We start from the raw sequence: 15,670 nt of genomic DNA on the forward strand, positions 1-15,670 counted from the left end.
CCTTCCCAGATATGTTCCAATTTCACTCTCGTTGCTTACGCATAATCGATTGAAATTGGAACATATCTTTCATGGAACCTCACTTAAATAATTAACATTTTATTCACCACTGGCACCGTAATTTGAGAGAACACGGGCCGAGGGGTCATTTACATCGCAACCCTTCCAGGATTTATTTGGCATCCAGAAGTCCACAACCATATGAGATTGATTCTCATAATACTTTTCAAAAATATCTCTGAATAAAAGTGATTCCTTAGTAAAAGGTGTAGCGTGTGAGTACTTTGCTTTTCCTGCTTCGAATGCTGCATCAGTGTATGTTGCTTCTGCATACTCGATAATGTCATCTCTAAGAGAATGTCCCACAGCATCTGAGAATGCTGCTTTTTCTCTCATCAATATTGAGTGAGGAATGAACTCATCCTTTTCAAAAGCTTTTCTTAAAAGGAACTTGCCCTTTCCGTAGGTGTTAAGCTTTTTAGCAGGATCAATACTCATTACGTAATCTACAAAATCAAGATCTCCGAAAGGAACTCTTGCTTCAAGCGAATTCACGCTTATACATCTGTCGGCCCTGAGAACGTCATACATATGAAGCTCTCTGATTCTTTTCTCTGCTTCTTCCTGGAATGCCTCAGCACTGGGAGCAAAGTCCGTGTACTTGTATCCAAAAAGCTCATCAGAAATCTCACCTGTAAGAACAACCTTGATATCGGTATTTTCATGTATCCATTTGCAAAGAAGATACATTCCGATTGATGCTCTTACTGTTGTGATGTCATAGGTTCCAAGTGCGTGTATTACAGGTTCGATGGCATCTATAACATCCTGCTTGGTAATGATGACCTCGTGATGATTGCTGTGAATATAGTCAGCAACTTCTCTTGCATACTTAAGGTCAATGGCATCTATATCCATACCTATTGCAAAGGTCTCGATAGGCTTATCTGAAAGTCTTGCTGCCACGCCGCATACGAGTGATGAATCAAGCCCTCCTGAAAGAAGGAAACCTACAGGTGCATCAGCCTGAAGTCGTTTTTTAATTCCTAAAAGAAGCTTATCGTGAATGTTCTCTATAACTGTTTCAAGATTATCTGTTCTTACCTCTTTGACCTTTGTCAGATCTCTGTAGCAGATAAATTTTCCATCCTCATAATAGTGTCCGGGAGGGAAAGGCTCGATCCTGTCACATACACCGGTGAGGTTCTTGGGCTCTGATGCAAAAACGATGTGCTTATCGCTATCATATCCATAGTAAAGAGGTCTGATTCCTATCGGATCTCTTGCAGCTATGAATTTGTTTTTCTCGCCGTCGTAGATAACACATGCAAATTCCGCATCCAGCATAGAGAACATTGCAGTTCCAAGCTTTTCATAAAGAGGAAGCAATATCTCGCAGTCGCTATCACTGTTGAAGCTGTATCCAAGGGATTTAAGATAGTCTCTAAGGTGTGTGAAACCGTACAACTCTCCGTTACAGATAACTGCATTACCATTCAACTCAAAGGGCTGCATACCCTTGCAATTAAGTCCCATGATTGCAAGTCTGTTAAAACCAAGCCATCCGTTTTTCACCTTAAGAGTCCTGGACTTGTCCGGACCTCTGGATGCTGTTCTCTCCAGCAATCCCTTAAAATAATCCTCTGATACTTCTTCTCCTTCGTATGCAAGTATTGCGCACATACTGTTTCCTCCTGATACTAATTATTTATATATTTGAATGAGGAGCGCATAACACCACTTATGCGTTCTTCATGCTACATCACTCTGCATCTGCCAAAGCAGCTATACCCTCTTCGCCTGTACGGATCTTTACTACGTTGTCGATGCTGTAAACGAATATCTTACCATCACCGATCTTGCCGGTGTAAAGTGTTCTCTTAGCTGCCTCGATAACATCCTCTACAGGGATCTTACTTACAACTACTTCAAGCTTGATCTTAGGAAGGAGTGTCACATCCATTTCAACACCACGGTACTTCTGACCTGAGCCCTTCTGTACACCACATCCCATAACCTGAGTAACTGTCATACCTGTTACACCAAGCTCGTTCATAGCCTTACGAAGCTTGTCATATCTTGAAAGCTTTGTAACGATTACTACCTTATGAATACCGCTATCAGTCTTAACAGCTTGTGTTACAACAGGTACAGAAGCGTTCTTCTGGAACTCTGTAGCTGAATCATAATCACTTACACCAAGATCTGTGTTTTCATTTATGCTCATGTTAAGTGTGTTAGAAACATCCATGATAGCGAATCCTGAATATGCTGATGCAAGACCGTGCTCTGTTGCATCAAGTCCTGTGATTTCCTCTTCCTCAGAAACACGAAGACCAAGTGTAGCCTTGATTGCTGCGAAGGTAATTGTAATTGTTACTGCTGTCCATGCTGCTACTGCAAGGAATCCAATAAACTGAATTCCAAGAAGCTTAAATCCGCCGCCGTAGAAAAGACCTACCATCTCGTTTCCTGCTGCATCTGCGATTGAATAACCGGGAGCTGCATTTGTTGCAAAAAGACCAACTGCCAGGGTTCCCCAGATACCATTCAGGCAATGTACTGCAACTGCTCCAACCGGATCATCAACATGAAGCTTATAATCAAGGAACCATACACCGAAGCAAACAAGAAGTCCAGCTACAACACCGATCACAATTGCGCCAAAAGCATCTGTTACATCACAGGGAGCTGTGATAGCTACAAGACCTGCAAGTGAAGCATTGAGACACATTGAAACATCAGGCTTACCATACTTTACCCATGTAAAGATCATGCAGGTAACTGTTGCAAGTGCAGGTGCGATTGTTGTTGTTACGAAAACTGAACCAAGCTGTTCTACTGATGTGCAGGCTGCTCCGTTGAATCCGTACCAGCCAAGCCAGAGAATGAAAACACCAAGAGCTGCTGCTGTAAGATTGTGGCCGGGGAAAGCATTTACCTTAGTAACTTCTCCCTTTGCGTTTACCTCAAACTTACCGATGCGGGCTCCAAGAAAAGCTGCGCCGATGAGAGCTGAGATACCGCCAACCATGTGGATACATGTGGATCCTGCAAAATCATGGAATCCCATCTGTGCAAGAAATCCGCCGCCCCATGTCCAGTGTGCTTCAATGGGATAGATGATTGCTGAGATAACTGCTGAATATACGCAGTAAGAAATGAACTTTGTTCTCTCAGCCATGGATCCTGAAACGATCGTTGCTGTTGTTGCACAGAACACAAGGTTGAATACGAAATTGGACCAGTCAAAATTTGCATAGCTTGTAAAAATATCAAATCCCGGTCTTCCGATGATACCCATCATGTCTTCGCCAAGAAGAAGGCCAAAACCGATAAGGATGAAAACTACAGTACCAATACAGAAATCCATAAGATTCTTCATTATGATATTTCCTGTATTTTTTGCTCTGGTAAAACCAGCTTCACACATTGCAAATCCGGCCTGCATCCAGAATACAAGAGCTGCACCTATTAAGAACCACACTCCGAAAACACTCGCATTGATTCCACTCAAAATTTCTTCACTCATAATCCGCTCCTCCATAAAAAAGCGGCGCAAAGGGACTTTGGTTTTAACCTTAGATGCCCCATTGCACCGCTAATTCAATAATTCATTTTATTCGAGAATACATGTATACACTTGCGTGCATACGCTATCCGGAGTTATGTATTCTACAGCAGTCTCAGGTTGATCATGCCTGAAGCTAAAGAAAAAAGCGCCTTAAAGAGTATTTACCTCTTTAAGACGCCCTTGTCTTTTATAGTTTGTGATTTTACGCTTTGATTATTTATGTGTCAAGGAGTAATTTTATTGTTTTTTAAAAACTTTAGATTGATTTATTTTAACACAAAATTCTCAAGCATTTTTCTTCCATCCGGTGTCATGATGGATTCCGGATGGAACTGAACTCCGTAAATCGGATAGTCTTTGTGCTTAACAGCCATTACTTCTCCTGCCTCTGTTTCACCGGCTTTTAAGGCATTGGTCACACTGTCAACTGTCACAGCCGTAACCATAAGCTCATCCGGAATTGTATCAGGATCTGCTGCCAGTGAATGATATCTTGCAACCGGTGCTACGTCAGGGCAGCCATTAAAAAGAGCGCAGTTTTTATCGAATCTTACATCTGACTGTTTTCCATGCATAAGCTTCTTAGCATAGGTCACTGTGGCTCCAAAAGATGCGCAAATAGCCTGATGCCCAAGACATACACCAAGGATCGGGATCTTATCGCCTATCTCTTTTACCACATCCATGCAGACACCGGCATCCTCAGGTCTTCCGGGACCGGGCGACAGTATTATCCTGTCAGGCTTAAGATTCAAAATCTCCTGTACAGTCATTTCATCATTTCTTATAACTTTGATATCAGGCTCAATCTCGCCTATCATCTGATACAGATTATATGAAAAGCTATCGTAGTTATCTATTAGTAAAACCATGAAATTGTCCTTCCTATTCATCCTCCGGCTGAAGCGCCTTAAAAGATGCTTTAGCCTTATTCATGCACTCCTCGAATTCCTTTTCGGGAACTGAATCTGCAACTATTCCGGCGCCGCTCCTTACAAAAACCTTGCCATTTTTCTTATATACGATTCTAATTGCAATACAGGTATCCATATTGCCCGTAAAATCAATGTAGCCTATGGCTCCGCCGTAAATGCCTCGCTTATTGTTTTCAAGCTCTCCTATGAGCTGACAAGCCCTTATTTTAGGTGCACCTGATAATGTGCCTGCAGGAAGTACTGCAGATATTGCATCAAGAGCATCCTTATCATCTCTGATCTCACCTCTAACCGTAGAACCGATATGCATTACATGGGAATACCTCTCAATCGAATGCAGAGTCTCTACCTGAACCGTTCCGAATTTACTTATTTTTCCAAGATCATTTCTTCCAAGGTCCACCAGCATGTTGTGCTCAGCCAGCTCCTTCTCATCTGCAAGGAGGTCCTTCTCCAGCTGCTCATCTTCTTCCTGCGTCTTACCGCGAGGTCTTGTGCCTGCCAGCGGGAAGGTATGAAGTATGCCATCCTCGAGCTTAACCAGAGTCTCCGGGGATGCTCCTGCGACCTCCACATCCGTTCCTGAAAAATAGAACATGTAAGGCGAAGGATTGATTGTTCTTAAATGCCTGTATGTGTTGAAAAGGCTTCCCTCAAACTCTGCTGAGAATCTGTTTGAAAGAACTATCTGGAAAATATCACCTTCAAATATATGATGTTTTCCCTTCTCAACCATATCGCAGAATCTTTCCTTATCGAAGAGTGGTGTGATCTCACCTGTCATTTTACCGTCGGGTTCAATCTTCTTTTCTCCGTTATGAAGAAGGTCTGCCATTTTCTTAAGTTCTTCAGCTGCCTTTTTATAGTTTTCTTCTATATTATTGTTTTTGATATTGATATTCACTATCAAAACTATCTTCTGTCTGATATTGTCGAAAGCAATAACCTTATCAAAGAGCATCAGATCCATGTCCTTAAAGTTCTCAGTATCTTCAGGATTTGTCCTTACTGTGGGTTCACTGTAACCAAGATAATCGAAGGAAAAATATCCAACCATTCCACCTGCAAAGGGAGGAAGATATGATAATCTTGGACTCTTAAAATCTTTGAGAATGTCTCGCAGGCATTCAGAAGGATCACCCTGCATGCTCTTCTCCCGGCCATCCTCAGATGTTATCGTGATCTGACCGTCTGTGCACGTAATAAGCATCTTAGGCTCATATCCAAGAAATGTATATCTACCCCAGGTCTCGTTAGCCTGAGCGGATTCAAGCATATAAACATGCTTAGATACATTCTTAAGTATACGAACTGCCTCTATGGGTGTTGTGAAATCAGACAGTATCTCACAGCTTACGGGAAGGACATTGTAGTTTCCTTCCTTTGCTATTTTTTCTATTTCAGTTATTTCCGGAAGTATTTTCATTTTTCTGCTCCCTTACATATTTATTGTCCGAACTCTGCTTACAAATAGCTCCATCTTATCTGGATCCTTTTTGCCATCTGTTTCTATACCGGAACTGACATCAACGGCATAAGGCTTAAGGTTCTTAACAGCCTCTGTGACATTTTCAGTATCAAGTCCTCCTGCGAGAAAATATGGCCGTTTAACCTTCTGTAAAAATCCCCAATCAAAGGTCTCTCCGCAGCCGGCACCGGCATCAAACATGATCATATCAGCTTTACTGTTTTCAGCTTCAAGGACTCCTGATTCATCTGTTACTTTGAAGGCTTTTATGACACTTATTCCTTTGTCTTGCAGTGCCCGGATATAGTCATCATCCTCATGTCCGTGAAGCTGCGCATAGTCAATTATTCCTTCATTGTACAGATCCGAAATAAATGTTATCTTCGCATCTACAAAGACGCCTACAGTCTTTATACTTTTATCCAGCTTCTTCTTTAATACTGCTGCTTTTTCCTTTGATATATTGCGTTTACTTTTTTCAAAGAAGACAAAGCCAATGTAATCCGGCTTCAGCTCATTTGCAGCAATTATGTCTTCTTCTCTTGTCAGGCCGCATAGCTTAACTAATGTCATTTACGTATCTCCTGATATATTAGTTCTGCTCTTAAATCTCACACCTTATGGAGTTTTAAAGAATTAATGACCTTTTAACTCTCTGAGCTTTTGCGTTTTATCCTCTGCGCGCATGAGTGTTTCACCTATCAGCACGGCATCAACTTTTGCCTCTCTCAGTGCTTGAATATCTTCAGCAGACTGGATTCCACTCTCCGATACAAAAATCACATCCTCAGGAATCAGTTGTCTTAAGGATTTGCTGTTATTCTGATCAACGCTAAAGTCCTTAAGGTTCCTATTATTTACACCGATTATCCTTGCGCCTGCTCTTATTGCCATCTGAACTTCGTTCTCATCATGAGCTTCTACAAGTGCGCTCATTCCAAGCTCATCGCAGATTCCTATGTATTCTTTTATCTGCTCCTCAGAAAGAATCGCACATATGAGAAGAACAGCGGCGGCTCCAAGGCACTTAGCTTCATATATCATGTATTCATCAACTGTAAAATCCTTGCGGATACAGGGAATCGATACATTTTCCGTTATCTCTTTAAGGTACTCGTTTTTCCCAAGAAACCACTTGGGCTCAGTCAAAACAGAAATGCAATCCGCACCTGCCTGCTCATATTCTTTAGCAATCCTGAGATAATCGAATTCCTCTGCGATTATGCCCTTTGAAGGAGATGCCTTTTTACATTCACATATAAATGCAACATCGTTCTTCTTAAGAGCTTTCTCAAACTCGAAGCTGCCTTTTGGAAGAGCCAGAGCTTTCTGCTTTATCTCTTCCAGTGACATTTCCTGTTTTGATATCTGAACTCGTTCTTTTGCATAATCACTTAGCTTATCAAGAATATTCATCTGTTACTTACCTTTATAAAGTTCTCAAGAGTTTCAAGTGCTTTTCCTGAATCGATGGTCTTTGCTGCAAGCTCAACGCCTTCCTTGAAGCTGTCAGCCTTTCCTCCGATATAAAGTGATGCGCCTGCATTTAAAAGAACAGCATCTCTCTTAGGTCCCTTTGCGCCGCCAAGAATCTCTCTGGTGATCTTTGCATTTTCCTCAGGTGTTCCGCCCTTAAGGTCGTCCTTGGTACACTTGTTAAAACCGAAATCCTCAGGCTCGATTGTATATGTTTTGTACCATCCTTCCTTTAGCTCACAAATCTTGGTGGGAGCGCTGAGTGAAATTTCATCAAGCTTATCCATTCCATATACAACCATTCCTCTCTTAACACCAAGACTGATGAGAACCTGCGCAAGAGGCTCAACCAGGTACTCGTCATATACACCAAGGAGCTGCATCGTAGGAGTTGCAGGGTTTGTAAGAGGTCCAAGTATATTGAAAACTGTTCTGAATCCAAGTTCTTTTCTGATAGGTCCCACATACTTCATTGATGTGTGATACTTCTGCGCAAAAAAGAAGCACATTCCCACTTCCTTAAGCAGCTCTCTGCACTTGTCAGGATCCTGATTGATATTAACACCAAGAGCTTCAAGGCAGTCAGCTGTTCCGCACATTGAAGATGCTGCTCTGTTACCATGCTTTGCTACCTTCATGCCACAAGCTGCTGCAACCAAACCAGATGTTGTTGAGATATTAAAGCTGCCTGCGTTATCTCCGCCTGTTCCAACTATCTCGAATACATCCATATTTGTCTCAACCTTGGTAGCGTGATTTCTCATTGCTGCAGCGCAACCTGCGATCTCATCTGTTGTCTCAGCCTTTGCACTCTTTGTTGAAAGTGCTGACAAAAATGCAGCATTCTGAGTAGGTGTACTCTCACCGCTCATAATCTCATTCATTACTGTGTAGGCCTCATCATAAGTAAGGTCCTGCTTGTTTACGATTTTTTCGATTGCTTCTCTGATCATGTGTGTCTCCTCCTTCTGGTTATGTTTCTATCATTGGCTCTGCATGGCTCTGCTTCTTAGCCTTTCGTGAAAAGCAGCACAAACTCGAAAATACTTCGTATTTCCTCGTTCGTGTAGCTCGCCATATATAGCTTTCTTCTTTCATGCGAGCATGAGAAGAAAGCTCTGCATGGCTCTGCTTTTCACGAAAAAAAGTCCCTGATAGAAACGGTACGGTTTCTATCAAGGACGAATAATCTAATCTATCCGCGGTGCCACCTCGAATTCACAGTTAAAGCTGTGCGCTTAACAGGATACCAACATATCCCCGGCAACTAACGTATGCCCAACGTCGCAGAATACTAAGCTTATGAAAGACTTCCTATCTCACTTTTCACTGCGCCCTCAGTGGTCCATTTGACAACTTGTTTCTCACCTGTTCTCAGCAATCCAGGCTCTCTGTAAAGGCATCATTGCCGTTATCTCCACTTCAACGGTTTAAACTATTAAATTTTTATTTATATTACTTCTCTAACCATATAATCGTCAAGGGTGTAAATTTATTTTTTTCAAAAAAATTCATATATTAATTTCGCTACATTTTTTTCATTTTCCGGTCCAAAATATATTGACACTAAACCCAAATATATCTATTATTATCTAGTTAAGGCAAAGGCGCCAAAACAGTAGTATTTTACTTATTGTTTTGTGCGCTTTTTTTCTTTTTTATAATGTCAAAGGTGGTGGATTATGTCAGTAAAATATGTATTCGTAATTGGTGGTGTAGTATCAGGTCTTGGAAAAGGTATAACAGCAGCATCTCTCGGTCGACTTTTAAAAGCTCGCGGCTATAAAGTTACCATGCAAAAGTTTGACCCTTATATCAACATCGATCCCGGTACAATGAATCCGATTCAGCATGGTGAAGTTTTCGTTACAGAGGACGGCACAGAAACTGATCTTGACCTGGGACACTATGAGCGCTTTATCGACGAAAGCCTCGACAAGAATTCTAACGTTACAACCGGTAAAATCTACTGGTCAGTACTTCACAAAGAGCGCCGTGGTGACTACGGCGGACACACAGTTCAGGTAATCCCTCATATCACAGATGAAATAAAAAGCAGATTCTATCGTAATTACGATGAAGATAATACTCACATCGCTATCATAGAAGTTGGCGGTACTGTCGGTGATATCGAGTCACAGCCTTTTCTTGAATCAATAAGACAGTTCCAGCATGAGGTTGGACACGAGAATGCAATGATAATCCTTGTTTCTCTTATCCCTTACCTTCGCTGCTCACAGGAGATTAAAACAAAGCCCACTCAGTCTGCAGTTAAAACCTTGCAGGGAATGGGTCTTAGCCCCGACGTTATCGTTTGCAGAAGTGAAGTAGAACTTGATAATGAAACCAAGGAAAAGATTTCTCTTTTCTGTAACGTACCAAGCAAGTATGTACTTAATAACCTGGATCTTAAATACTTGTATGAAGCACCTCTTGCCATGGAAAAGGAGCATCTTGCGGACGTAGCACTTGAATGCCTGCATCTCGAGCATAGAGAACCCAAGCTTGATGACTGGACTGATATGGTGAATACACTCTATGCACTTGATAAGACTGTTACTGTTGCTCTTGTCGGAAAATATACTCAGCTCCACGATGCTTACATTAGTGTTGTAGAAGCGTTAAAACACGGCGGCATCGCTGCTAAGAGAGAAGTTAAGATCAAATGGATTGATTCAGAAGAGATTACTCCTGAGAATGTAGCTGAAAAGCTTTCAGATGTTTCCGGTGTAATTGTGCCCGGCGGTTTTGGTGATCGTGGAATTGAAGGAATGATCACTTCCATTCAATACGTCAGAGAAAACAAGATTCCTTTCCTTGGAATCTGCCTCGGTATGCAGCTTGCAATTATTGAATTTACCAGAAATGTGATTGGTCACAGTGATGCGCACTCTATCGAGTTTAATCCTTCTACAACTCATCCTGTGATTGCATTCCTGCCTGATCACAGCGCAGGCGAAGATCTTGGTGGAACTCTCAGACTTGGTTCTTACCCTTGTACTCTTGAAGAAAACACCCTTGCTTACAGCCTTTATGGCACATGTGATATCACAGAGAGACATCGTCATCGCTATGAAGTTAATAATGACTATAGAGAGACTCTTACAAATAATGGTCTCAAGTTATGCGGTCTTTCACCTGACAGAAGAATCGTTGAGATGATTGAATATCCTGAGAATCCTTTCTTTATCGCAACTCAGGCTCATCCGGAATTCAAATCCCGTCCCAACAACCCGCATCCTTTATTTGCAGGATTTATTAAAGCCGCTGCTGAATTTGAAGGTTAATAGAACCAATAAGCGTCTCTTAATCTTATAATTTCGTGAAGGAAAAACATCCATAAACTATTTTCAGCCCAAGTGAGATTATCTAATTTCGCTTGGGTGATTTTTTGTTTATTCAAGTACTGAACTCTTCTAATCACGCTTAAACTTTGATAATCAATCATTTGATGACTTTAATCAAACCAGTTCCAAAACTTCTCTTTGTCCTACTCCAAACTCAAAGCATATCTTTTCAATTATCTGCTCTTTGCTTATCTTCATACTTTTAAGCATAGACACAGCCTTTCTGATGCCATCATTAAGCCCTTCGCGAAACCCTTCTTCTTTTGACAATTCCAGGGATTTCACATCGTCATATTCCTTGACCATCATCTCGTAAACTGCCTGTGTGTTTTTCTTCATAAAAGGCTTAATAACAAAATCATCCGGCATAAACTCAACTGCCAGTTCAACAGCTGCCTCTTTAGTAAACTTCTTGGTATTATCTTTGACCTTTGCTACAAGCCAGGCATATTCATATACTGGTCTGCAGGATTCCATAAGTGAACTGATTTCCATCAATTCCTGCTCATTCTGATTTATTCTACCCTCAGAATCAAGTCTTTTAAACATCATACTTTTATTCTCAGGACTTCCCAAAATAAAAGCAAGTAACTTATCCATATATGCACCTTCCATAGAAATAACACTGTTAAGATTATCCATCTTACCCTCCTAAATTAGTATTTTTGCGCATGAAAATAAAGCGTATGCACTCTTAAAGACATTCGCAATAAAAAACGTGAAAAGTGAAAAAACTGGGAGAAACTCCCTGATATCTAGTGTGGTCATCGACCGAAAAGAATGATAACTTATTTAAAATCATTTGTCAATATATTTTTGTATTTTATCTTAAATATGTTATTGCATTTTGCAATTTCCCGCGCGAATACTATTTAAATATAAAAAAACAGCCACTGCAGGAAAACCTGCAATGGCTATCTAATTAGCATTTTATGCAATTAGGTAAAGGTTATCGTTAAAATTATTCAACGATTGTAGCAACCTTACCTGATCCAACTGTACGTCCACCCTCACGGCTTAACGTTCTTTATATCCATTTAAAAAGCCTTGATTTTACGTGGTTTCTATTCGCACATATCTCATGTTTCGCTTCATTTTTGGTGGTTTTTGAAATTTTTAGAGCCATTTTAGAGCCAATAAGCAAGATACTTTTCAAAAGCTCTTTTTCTCAGTTTCTTTTATTGTTCTTTTCTAAAATCTGCTGTATCCTGAACAGCCCTTGGCAGCCAATCTTCTCTGACATAATCAAGAGGAATTACCAGTTCTTGGATCTTATCATCTTTACCGGGTCTCTTTATATCATCCGGCAAGTAATCCAGACCAACTTCCCTCAGACTCATGACACTGTCATAGATCCATCCAACAGCCTGCCCGTCACAATATAAACAATAGCAACCGAACATCTTTTTCACTTTTACATCCAGTTCACCAAGTGAATCGAGCCATTCCTGAACTATTTGAGGATCTTCATAAGCCATCAGAGTACCTCCTTATGTTGCTTATTTTGCATATATTCCTTATGAATGAAAACGATGAAGTCGTCCTTTAATCATCAAAAGAATAAGAGAGATTATGCAAGCATAAAGTGTCGTAAGCACCATCACAGCAAGGCTAGGACCGATGGTTGCTGGATCAGACATAGTATGCATGAAAACAGCGAAACCAATCAGTACAACGCATATACCAGCAAGAAGCGTGGCCTTTATGCCAAAGTTTAAGGCATATTCTGATTTTTCTGATAACTGCATAAGTTCTTCATCAGAATATCTTTTAGATGAAAAAAGAAGTTTGAAGCTTCTAAAAAACTCTGCAAAATGACCGGAAGCGCCAAGGATAATAAGCTGAATCCCAAGCAGTGAGATTAAGGATGGAGGATCGATGAAGTAGATTATCATCCCAACTCCGCCAGATATAATTGTAATCAGATAAATAAAGAGGCACAACAAAATAATACCAGCAACAGTTCCGACAACGGCGTTTCTGCCTTGTCTTTTGACATTTTCATTTGTTTTTATAAGTTCTACCATATTTTCTTCCGCCTTTCCGTTGTAATCCACGCTGGATAGGCGCTGCCCAGATAACAGTTCATTAATACTAATATCAAGTACCTTGCATAGATCTGCCATAATTGAAGTATCAGGCATGCCACGCCCCGTTTCCCAGCGGGATATAGCTTTGTCGCTAACTCCAATCTCGTCAGCCAGCTGTTTCTGAGTAAGGCCCTTTTCTTTTCTGATATCTGATATGAACTGTCCTGTTTTCTTTTGATCAATCATTTTTAACACTCCTATCAGCGCGTTAATGGTTACAACTTAAGCGTAGGATATTTCTAAGTATATTGTAACCTATAGAGCATAGATAAAAGTATATTTTTACCAAATACCGATGTCTACGAATCGTAGATACAGCAACTAATACGCTTTTCTAAGCAGTTAACGCATAAACTATTTACCCCAAAAGGAAACCATAACAAATCCACAATTCAAAGCCGTGATAGATAAGTTACAATCGCTACATTTCTTTCTGACTAATAGGCTTGAGATAATTCTTTTTTAGTGTCCTGACATCTTCAAAAAAGATTTTCTCAGATTTAGAAAGTATATGTTTTTCAAGCTTCAGCTCCGCCAATTTTATAGTACAAATAAGATCAGCAACCTGGAACAGCCTATACTCAGAAGGAAGCACTCTTCTAAATTCAACATTGTCCAAAAGAACATTAAATACAGATGACAGAATTCTACTCACTTCTACCTGACCATTATCGTAGTATATTTTCACACAATCATACCCGATGAAAAAATCCATATTGGCCCTTATAAACGCAGCAAGAAGCTTACTCAGTTTTCCAACAGCCTCAACCGAATCATCTTTATTTTTCTTTTCTATATGGATAGATTTAACCTTCACATCTACTTTTCTAGTGAAAGTCATCATATTTTTTAAAATTTTCCTTTTATTCTCTACGGTATACTCTTTATACTCATGCTCAGATCGAATTATTGGTCCTGCATGCACACAATGATGCGGCAAACCTAAATACTGCATCTGCGTTTCAAGTTTAGCTAGATCCTCAGTGATATTAACTGCTTGGTCATGCATTACCATAGATATTATATAAAACGGAGAATGGGGATCATATTCACCAAAATCTCCAGATTCGTCTACAAATATACTTAATTCCTTCATACCCCTCCCTTTATTGCATGAAAAAAGCGGGTGTCTTACCCGCCAATAGGTGGACCCGGGTCTTTCGACCAGCCCAGAAAGCTTTCGCTCTCTTCTTAAGAGAATATTACCATTATCCATATTGAAAAACAAGTATAAGAATAATAAATTTATACTATTTTCATGGCTCAATTTTGGCACCGGAAACACCCTTTACAAAGGCGCATAAATACTGCCTTTTAGAAAAAACTCAAAATTTTTAGAGCCAAATTAGAGCCAGTGACCATTTTAAGCCAGATTGTATACAAAAAAACAGCTTCCAGAGAAACTCTGGAAGCTGCATAAAATCTAGGTTTGTTAAGATTACTCAACGATTGTAGCAACCTTACCTGATCCAACTGTACGACCACCCTCACGGATAGCGAACTTAAGACCCTGCTCCATAGCGATGGGGTGGATAAGCTCGATTGACATTGTTACGTGGTCACCAGGCATGCACATCTCTGTTCCCTCAGGAAGGTTGCAAACACCTGTTACGTCTGTTGTTCTGAAGTAGAACTGAGGACGATAGTTGTTGAAGAAAGGTGTATGACGTCCACCTTCATCCTTTGTAAGAACGTAAACCTCAGCTGTGAACTTCTTGTGGCAAGTTACAGAACCGGGCTTTGTGATACACTGACCTCTCTGGATACCATCACGGTCAACACCACGAAGAAGAAGACCAACGTTGTCACCAGCTTCGCAGTAATCCATTGTCTTACGGAACATCTCGATACCAGTACATACAGACTTAGCTGTCTCTTCCTTGATACCAACGATTTCGATTTCGTCGTTAAGGTTGAGGTGACCTCTCTCTACACGACCTGTAGCAACTGTTCCACGACCTGTGATTGTGAATACGTCCTCAACAGGCATAAGGAAAGGCTTATCTGTCTCACGAGTAGGTTCAGGGATGTAAGAATCAACTGTATCCATAAGCTCCATGATCTTGTCGCCCCACTCACACTTAGGATCCTCAAGAGCCTTAAGTGCAGAACCACGAATGATCGGGATATCATCTCCAGGGAACTCATACTCTGTAAGAAGGTCTCTGATCTCCATCTCTACGAGGTCAAGAAGTTCAGGATCATCAACCATATCGCACTTGTTCATGAATACGATGATGTAAGGAACACCTACCTGACGAGCAAGAAGAACGTGCTCTCTTGTCTGAGCCATAACACCATCAGTAGCAGCAACAACGAGGATAGAACCATCCATCTGTGCAGCACCTGTGATCATGTTCTTTACATAGTCAGCGTGGCCAGGGCAGTCAACGTGTGCGTAGTGTCTGCTAGCTGTCTCATACTCGATGTGAGCAGAGTTAATTGTGATACCACGCTCTTTTTCCTCGGGTGCTTTATCGATCTGATCGAAAGCAACAGCAGGGCTGAATCCTCTGTCTGCAAGAACAGTTGTGATAGCTGCTGTAAGAGTTGTCTTACCATGGTCAACGTGTCCGATTGTACCAATGTTTACGTGCGGCTTACTTCTGTCAAACTTAGCTTTTGCCATTTTTAAATATCCTCCTTAAATAAAAATGTTACTTTAACATTTTTTCTCATAATAACCGACTATATCGATTATATAGAAATTTACGCTTGAAATCAAGCATAAAATAGTATAAACAAGGGCTTTGTGGCACGATTTCATAAGAAATCGTTGC

Annotated in this window: 13 protein-coding genes and 1 other annotated feature; of the genes, 1 reads left to right on the plus strand and 12 read right to left on the minus strand. The window is 40.7% G+C overall.

Translation table 11 applies throughout. The annotated features are described in order from the left end of the window. Positions 1–99 precede the first annotated feature (99 nt). The 7 genes from asnB to trpD all read right to left on the minus strand — a co-directional run bounded on the left by asnB (position 100) and on the right by trpD (position 8,406). Positions 100–1,683, minus strand: a complete 1,584-nt coding sequence (gene asnB, locus G610_RS0118300) for an asparagine synthase B (protein WP_026525913.1) — start codon at positions 1,681–1,683, stop codon at positions 100–102. 79 nt (positions 1,684–1,762) lie between these two features. Beyond that, a complete protein-coding gene (locus G610_RS0118305; protein ID WP_026525914.1) occupies positions 1,763–3,532 on the minus strand; it encodes an ammonium transporter in 1,770 nt (589 codons plus the stop codon). 308 nt (positions 3,533–3,840) lie between these two features. After that, positions 3,841–4,446 (minus strand): anthranilate synthase component II, encoded by a 606-nt coding sequence (locus G610_RS0118310; protein WP_026525915.1) that lies wholly within the window; start codon positions 4,444–4,446, stop codon positions 3,841–3,843. A gap of 13 nt (positions 4,447–4,459) precedes the next feature. Beyond that, positions 4,460–5,935, minus strand: a complete 1,476-nt coding sequence (trpE, locus tag G610_RS0118315) for an anthranilate synthase component I (protein WP_026525916.1) — start codon at positions 5,933–5,935, stop codon at positions 4,460–4,462. A gap of 12 nt (positions 5,936–5,947) precedes the next feature. Then, positions 5,948–6,550: a phosphoribosylanthranilate isomerase gene (locus G610_RS0118320; protein ID WP_026525917.1), complete on the minus strand. Its 603-nt coding sequence runs from the start codon at positions 6,548–6,550 to the stop codon at positions 5,948–5,950. Positions 6,551–6,613: 63 nt separating this feature from the next. Further along, positions 6,614–7,393, minus strand: a complete 780-nt coding sequence (trpC, locus tag G610_RS0118325; protein ID WP_026525918.1) for an indole-3-glycerol phosphate synthase TrpC — start codon at positions 7,391–7,393, stop codon at positions 6,614–6,616. Next, positions 7,390–8,406: an anthranilate phosphoribosyltransferase gene (gene trpD, locus G610_RS0118330; RefSeq protein WP_026525919.1), complete on the minus strand. Its 1,017-nt coding sequence runs from the start codon at positions 8,404–8,406 to the stop codon at positions 7,390–7,392. Before trpD ends, trpC begins: the two co-directional genes overlap by 4 nt. A gap of 221 nt (positions 8,407–8,627) precedes the next feature. Next, positions 8,628–8,888, minus strand: a binding site (T-box leader). Positions 8,889–9,135: 247 nt separating this feature from the next. Here trpD and G610_RS0118335 point away from each other — a divergent pair. Next, positions 9,136–10,740, plus strand: coding sequence for a CTP synthase (locus G610_RS0118335; protein ID WP_026525920.1), 1,605 nt, complete (start codon positions 9,136–9,138; stop codon positions 10,738–10,740). A gap of 174 nt (positions 10,741–10,914) precedes the next feature. Here the strand turns inward: G610_RS0118335 and G610_RS0118345 are convergent, their stop codons facing one another. From G610_RS0118345 to tuf, 5 genes are all read right to left on the minus strand, one after another. Next, positions 10,915–11,442: a hypothetical protein gene (locus tag G610_RS0118345; protein WP_026525921.1), complete on the minus strand. Its 528-nt coding sequence runs from the start codon at positions 11,440–11,442 to the stop codon at positions 10,915–10,917. Between the two features lie 536 nt (positions 11,443–11,978). Beyond that, positions 11,979–12,278 carry a hypothetical protein gene (locus G610_RS0118350; protein ID WP_026525922.1) on the minus strand — a complete coding sequence of 100 codons (300 nt, stop codon included), beginning with the start codon at positions 12,276–12,278 and terminating at the stop codon, positions 11,979–11,981. A gap of 39 nt (positions 12,279–12,317) precedes the next feature. Continuing rightward, complete coding sequence (locus tag G610_RS22495; protein WP_051198117.1) at positions 12,318–13,076, minus strand: helix-turn-helix domain-containing protein; 759 nt, start codon at positions 13,074–13,076, stop codon at positions 12,318–12,320. A 235-nt stretch (positions 13,077–13,311) separates the two neighbouring features. Beyond that, the gene (locus G610_RS0118360; protein WP_026525923.1) at positions 13,312–13,986 is read right to left on the minus strand and encodes a DUF3800 domain-containing protein; all 675 of its coding nucleotides are present in this window, start codon (positions 13,984–13,986) and stop codon (positions 13,312–13,314) included. 342 nt (positions 13,987–14,328) lie between these two features. Further along, positions 14,329–15,519 carry an elongation factor Tu gene (gene tuf / locus G610_RS0118365; RefSeq protein WP_026525924.1) on the minus strand — a complete coding sequence of 397 codons (1,191 nt, stop codon included), beginning with the start codon at positions 15,517–15,519 and terminating at the stop codon, positions 14,329–14,331. Positions 15,520–15,670: the final 151 nt, after the last annotated feature.

Source organism: Butyrivibrio sp. MB2005, assembly GCF_000424285.1.
Lineage (GTDB): Bacteria > Bacillota > Clostridia > Lachnospirales > Lachnospiraceae > Butyrivibrio.

Excerpts from the sequence above, each read along its gene's own strand:
- G610_RS0118350 (WP_026525922.1), bottom strand. The coding sequence starts at position 12,278 with ATGGCTTATGAAGATCCTCAAATAGTTCAGGAATGGCTCGATTCACTT.
- G610_RS22495 (WP_051198117.1), bottom strand. The coding sequence starts at position 13,076 with ATGATTGATCAAAAGAAAACAGGACAGTTCATATCAGATATCAGAAAA.
- G610_RS0118310 (WP_026525915.1), bottom strand. The coding sequence starts at position 4,446 with ATGGTTTTACTAATAGATAACTACGATAGCTTTTCATATAATCTGTAT.
- G610_RS0118335 (WP_026525920.1), top strand. The coding sequence starts at position 9,136 with ATGTCAGTAAAATATGTATTCGTAATTGGTGGTGTAGTATCAGGTCTT.
- G610_RS0118305 (WP_026525914.1), bottom strand. The coding sequence starts at position 3,532 with ATGAGTGAAGAAATTTTGAGTGGAATCAATGCGAGTGTTTTCGGAGTG.
- G610_RS0118345 (WP_026525921.1), bottom strand. The coding sequence starts at position 11,442 with ATGGATAATCTTAACAGTGTTATTTCTATGGAAGGTGCATATATGGAT.
- G610_RS0118360 (WP_026525923.1), bottom strand. The coding sequence starts at position 13,986 with ATGAAGGAATTAAGTATATTTGTAGACGAATCTGGAGATTTTGGTGAA.
- trpD (WP_026525919.1), bottom strand. The coding sequence starts at position 8,406 with ATGATCAGAGAAGCAATCGAAAAAATCGTAAACAAGCAGGACCTTACT.
- trpC (WP_026525918.1), bottom strand. The coding sequence starts at position 7,393 with ATGAATATTCTTGATAAGCTAAGTGATTATGCAAAAGAACGAGTTCAG.
- G610_RS0118320 (WP_026525917.1), bottom strand. The coding sequence starts at position 6,550 with ATGACATTAGTTAAGCTATGCGGCCTGACAAGAGAAGAAGACATAATT.
- asnB (WP_026525913.1), bottom strand. The coding sequence starts at position 1,683 with ATGTGCGCAATACTTGCATACGAAGGAGAAGAAGTATCAGAGGATTAT.
- tuf (WP_026525924.1), bottom strand. The coding sequence starts at position 15,519 with ATGGCAAAAGCTAAGTTTGACAGAAGTAAGCCGCACGTAAACATTGGT.
- trpE (WP_026525916.1), bottom strand. The coding sequence starts at position 5,935 with ATGAAAATACTTCCGGAAATAACTGAAATAGAAAAAATAGCAAAGGAA.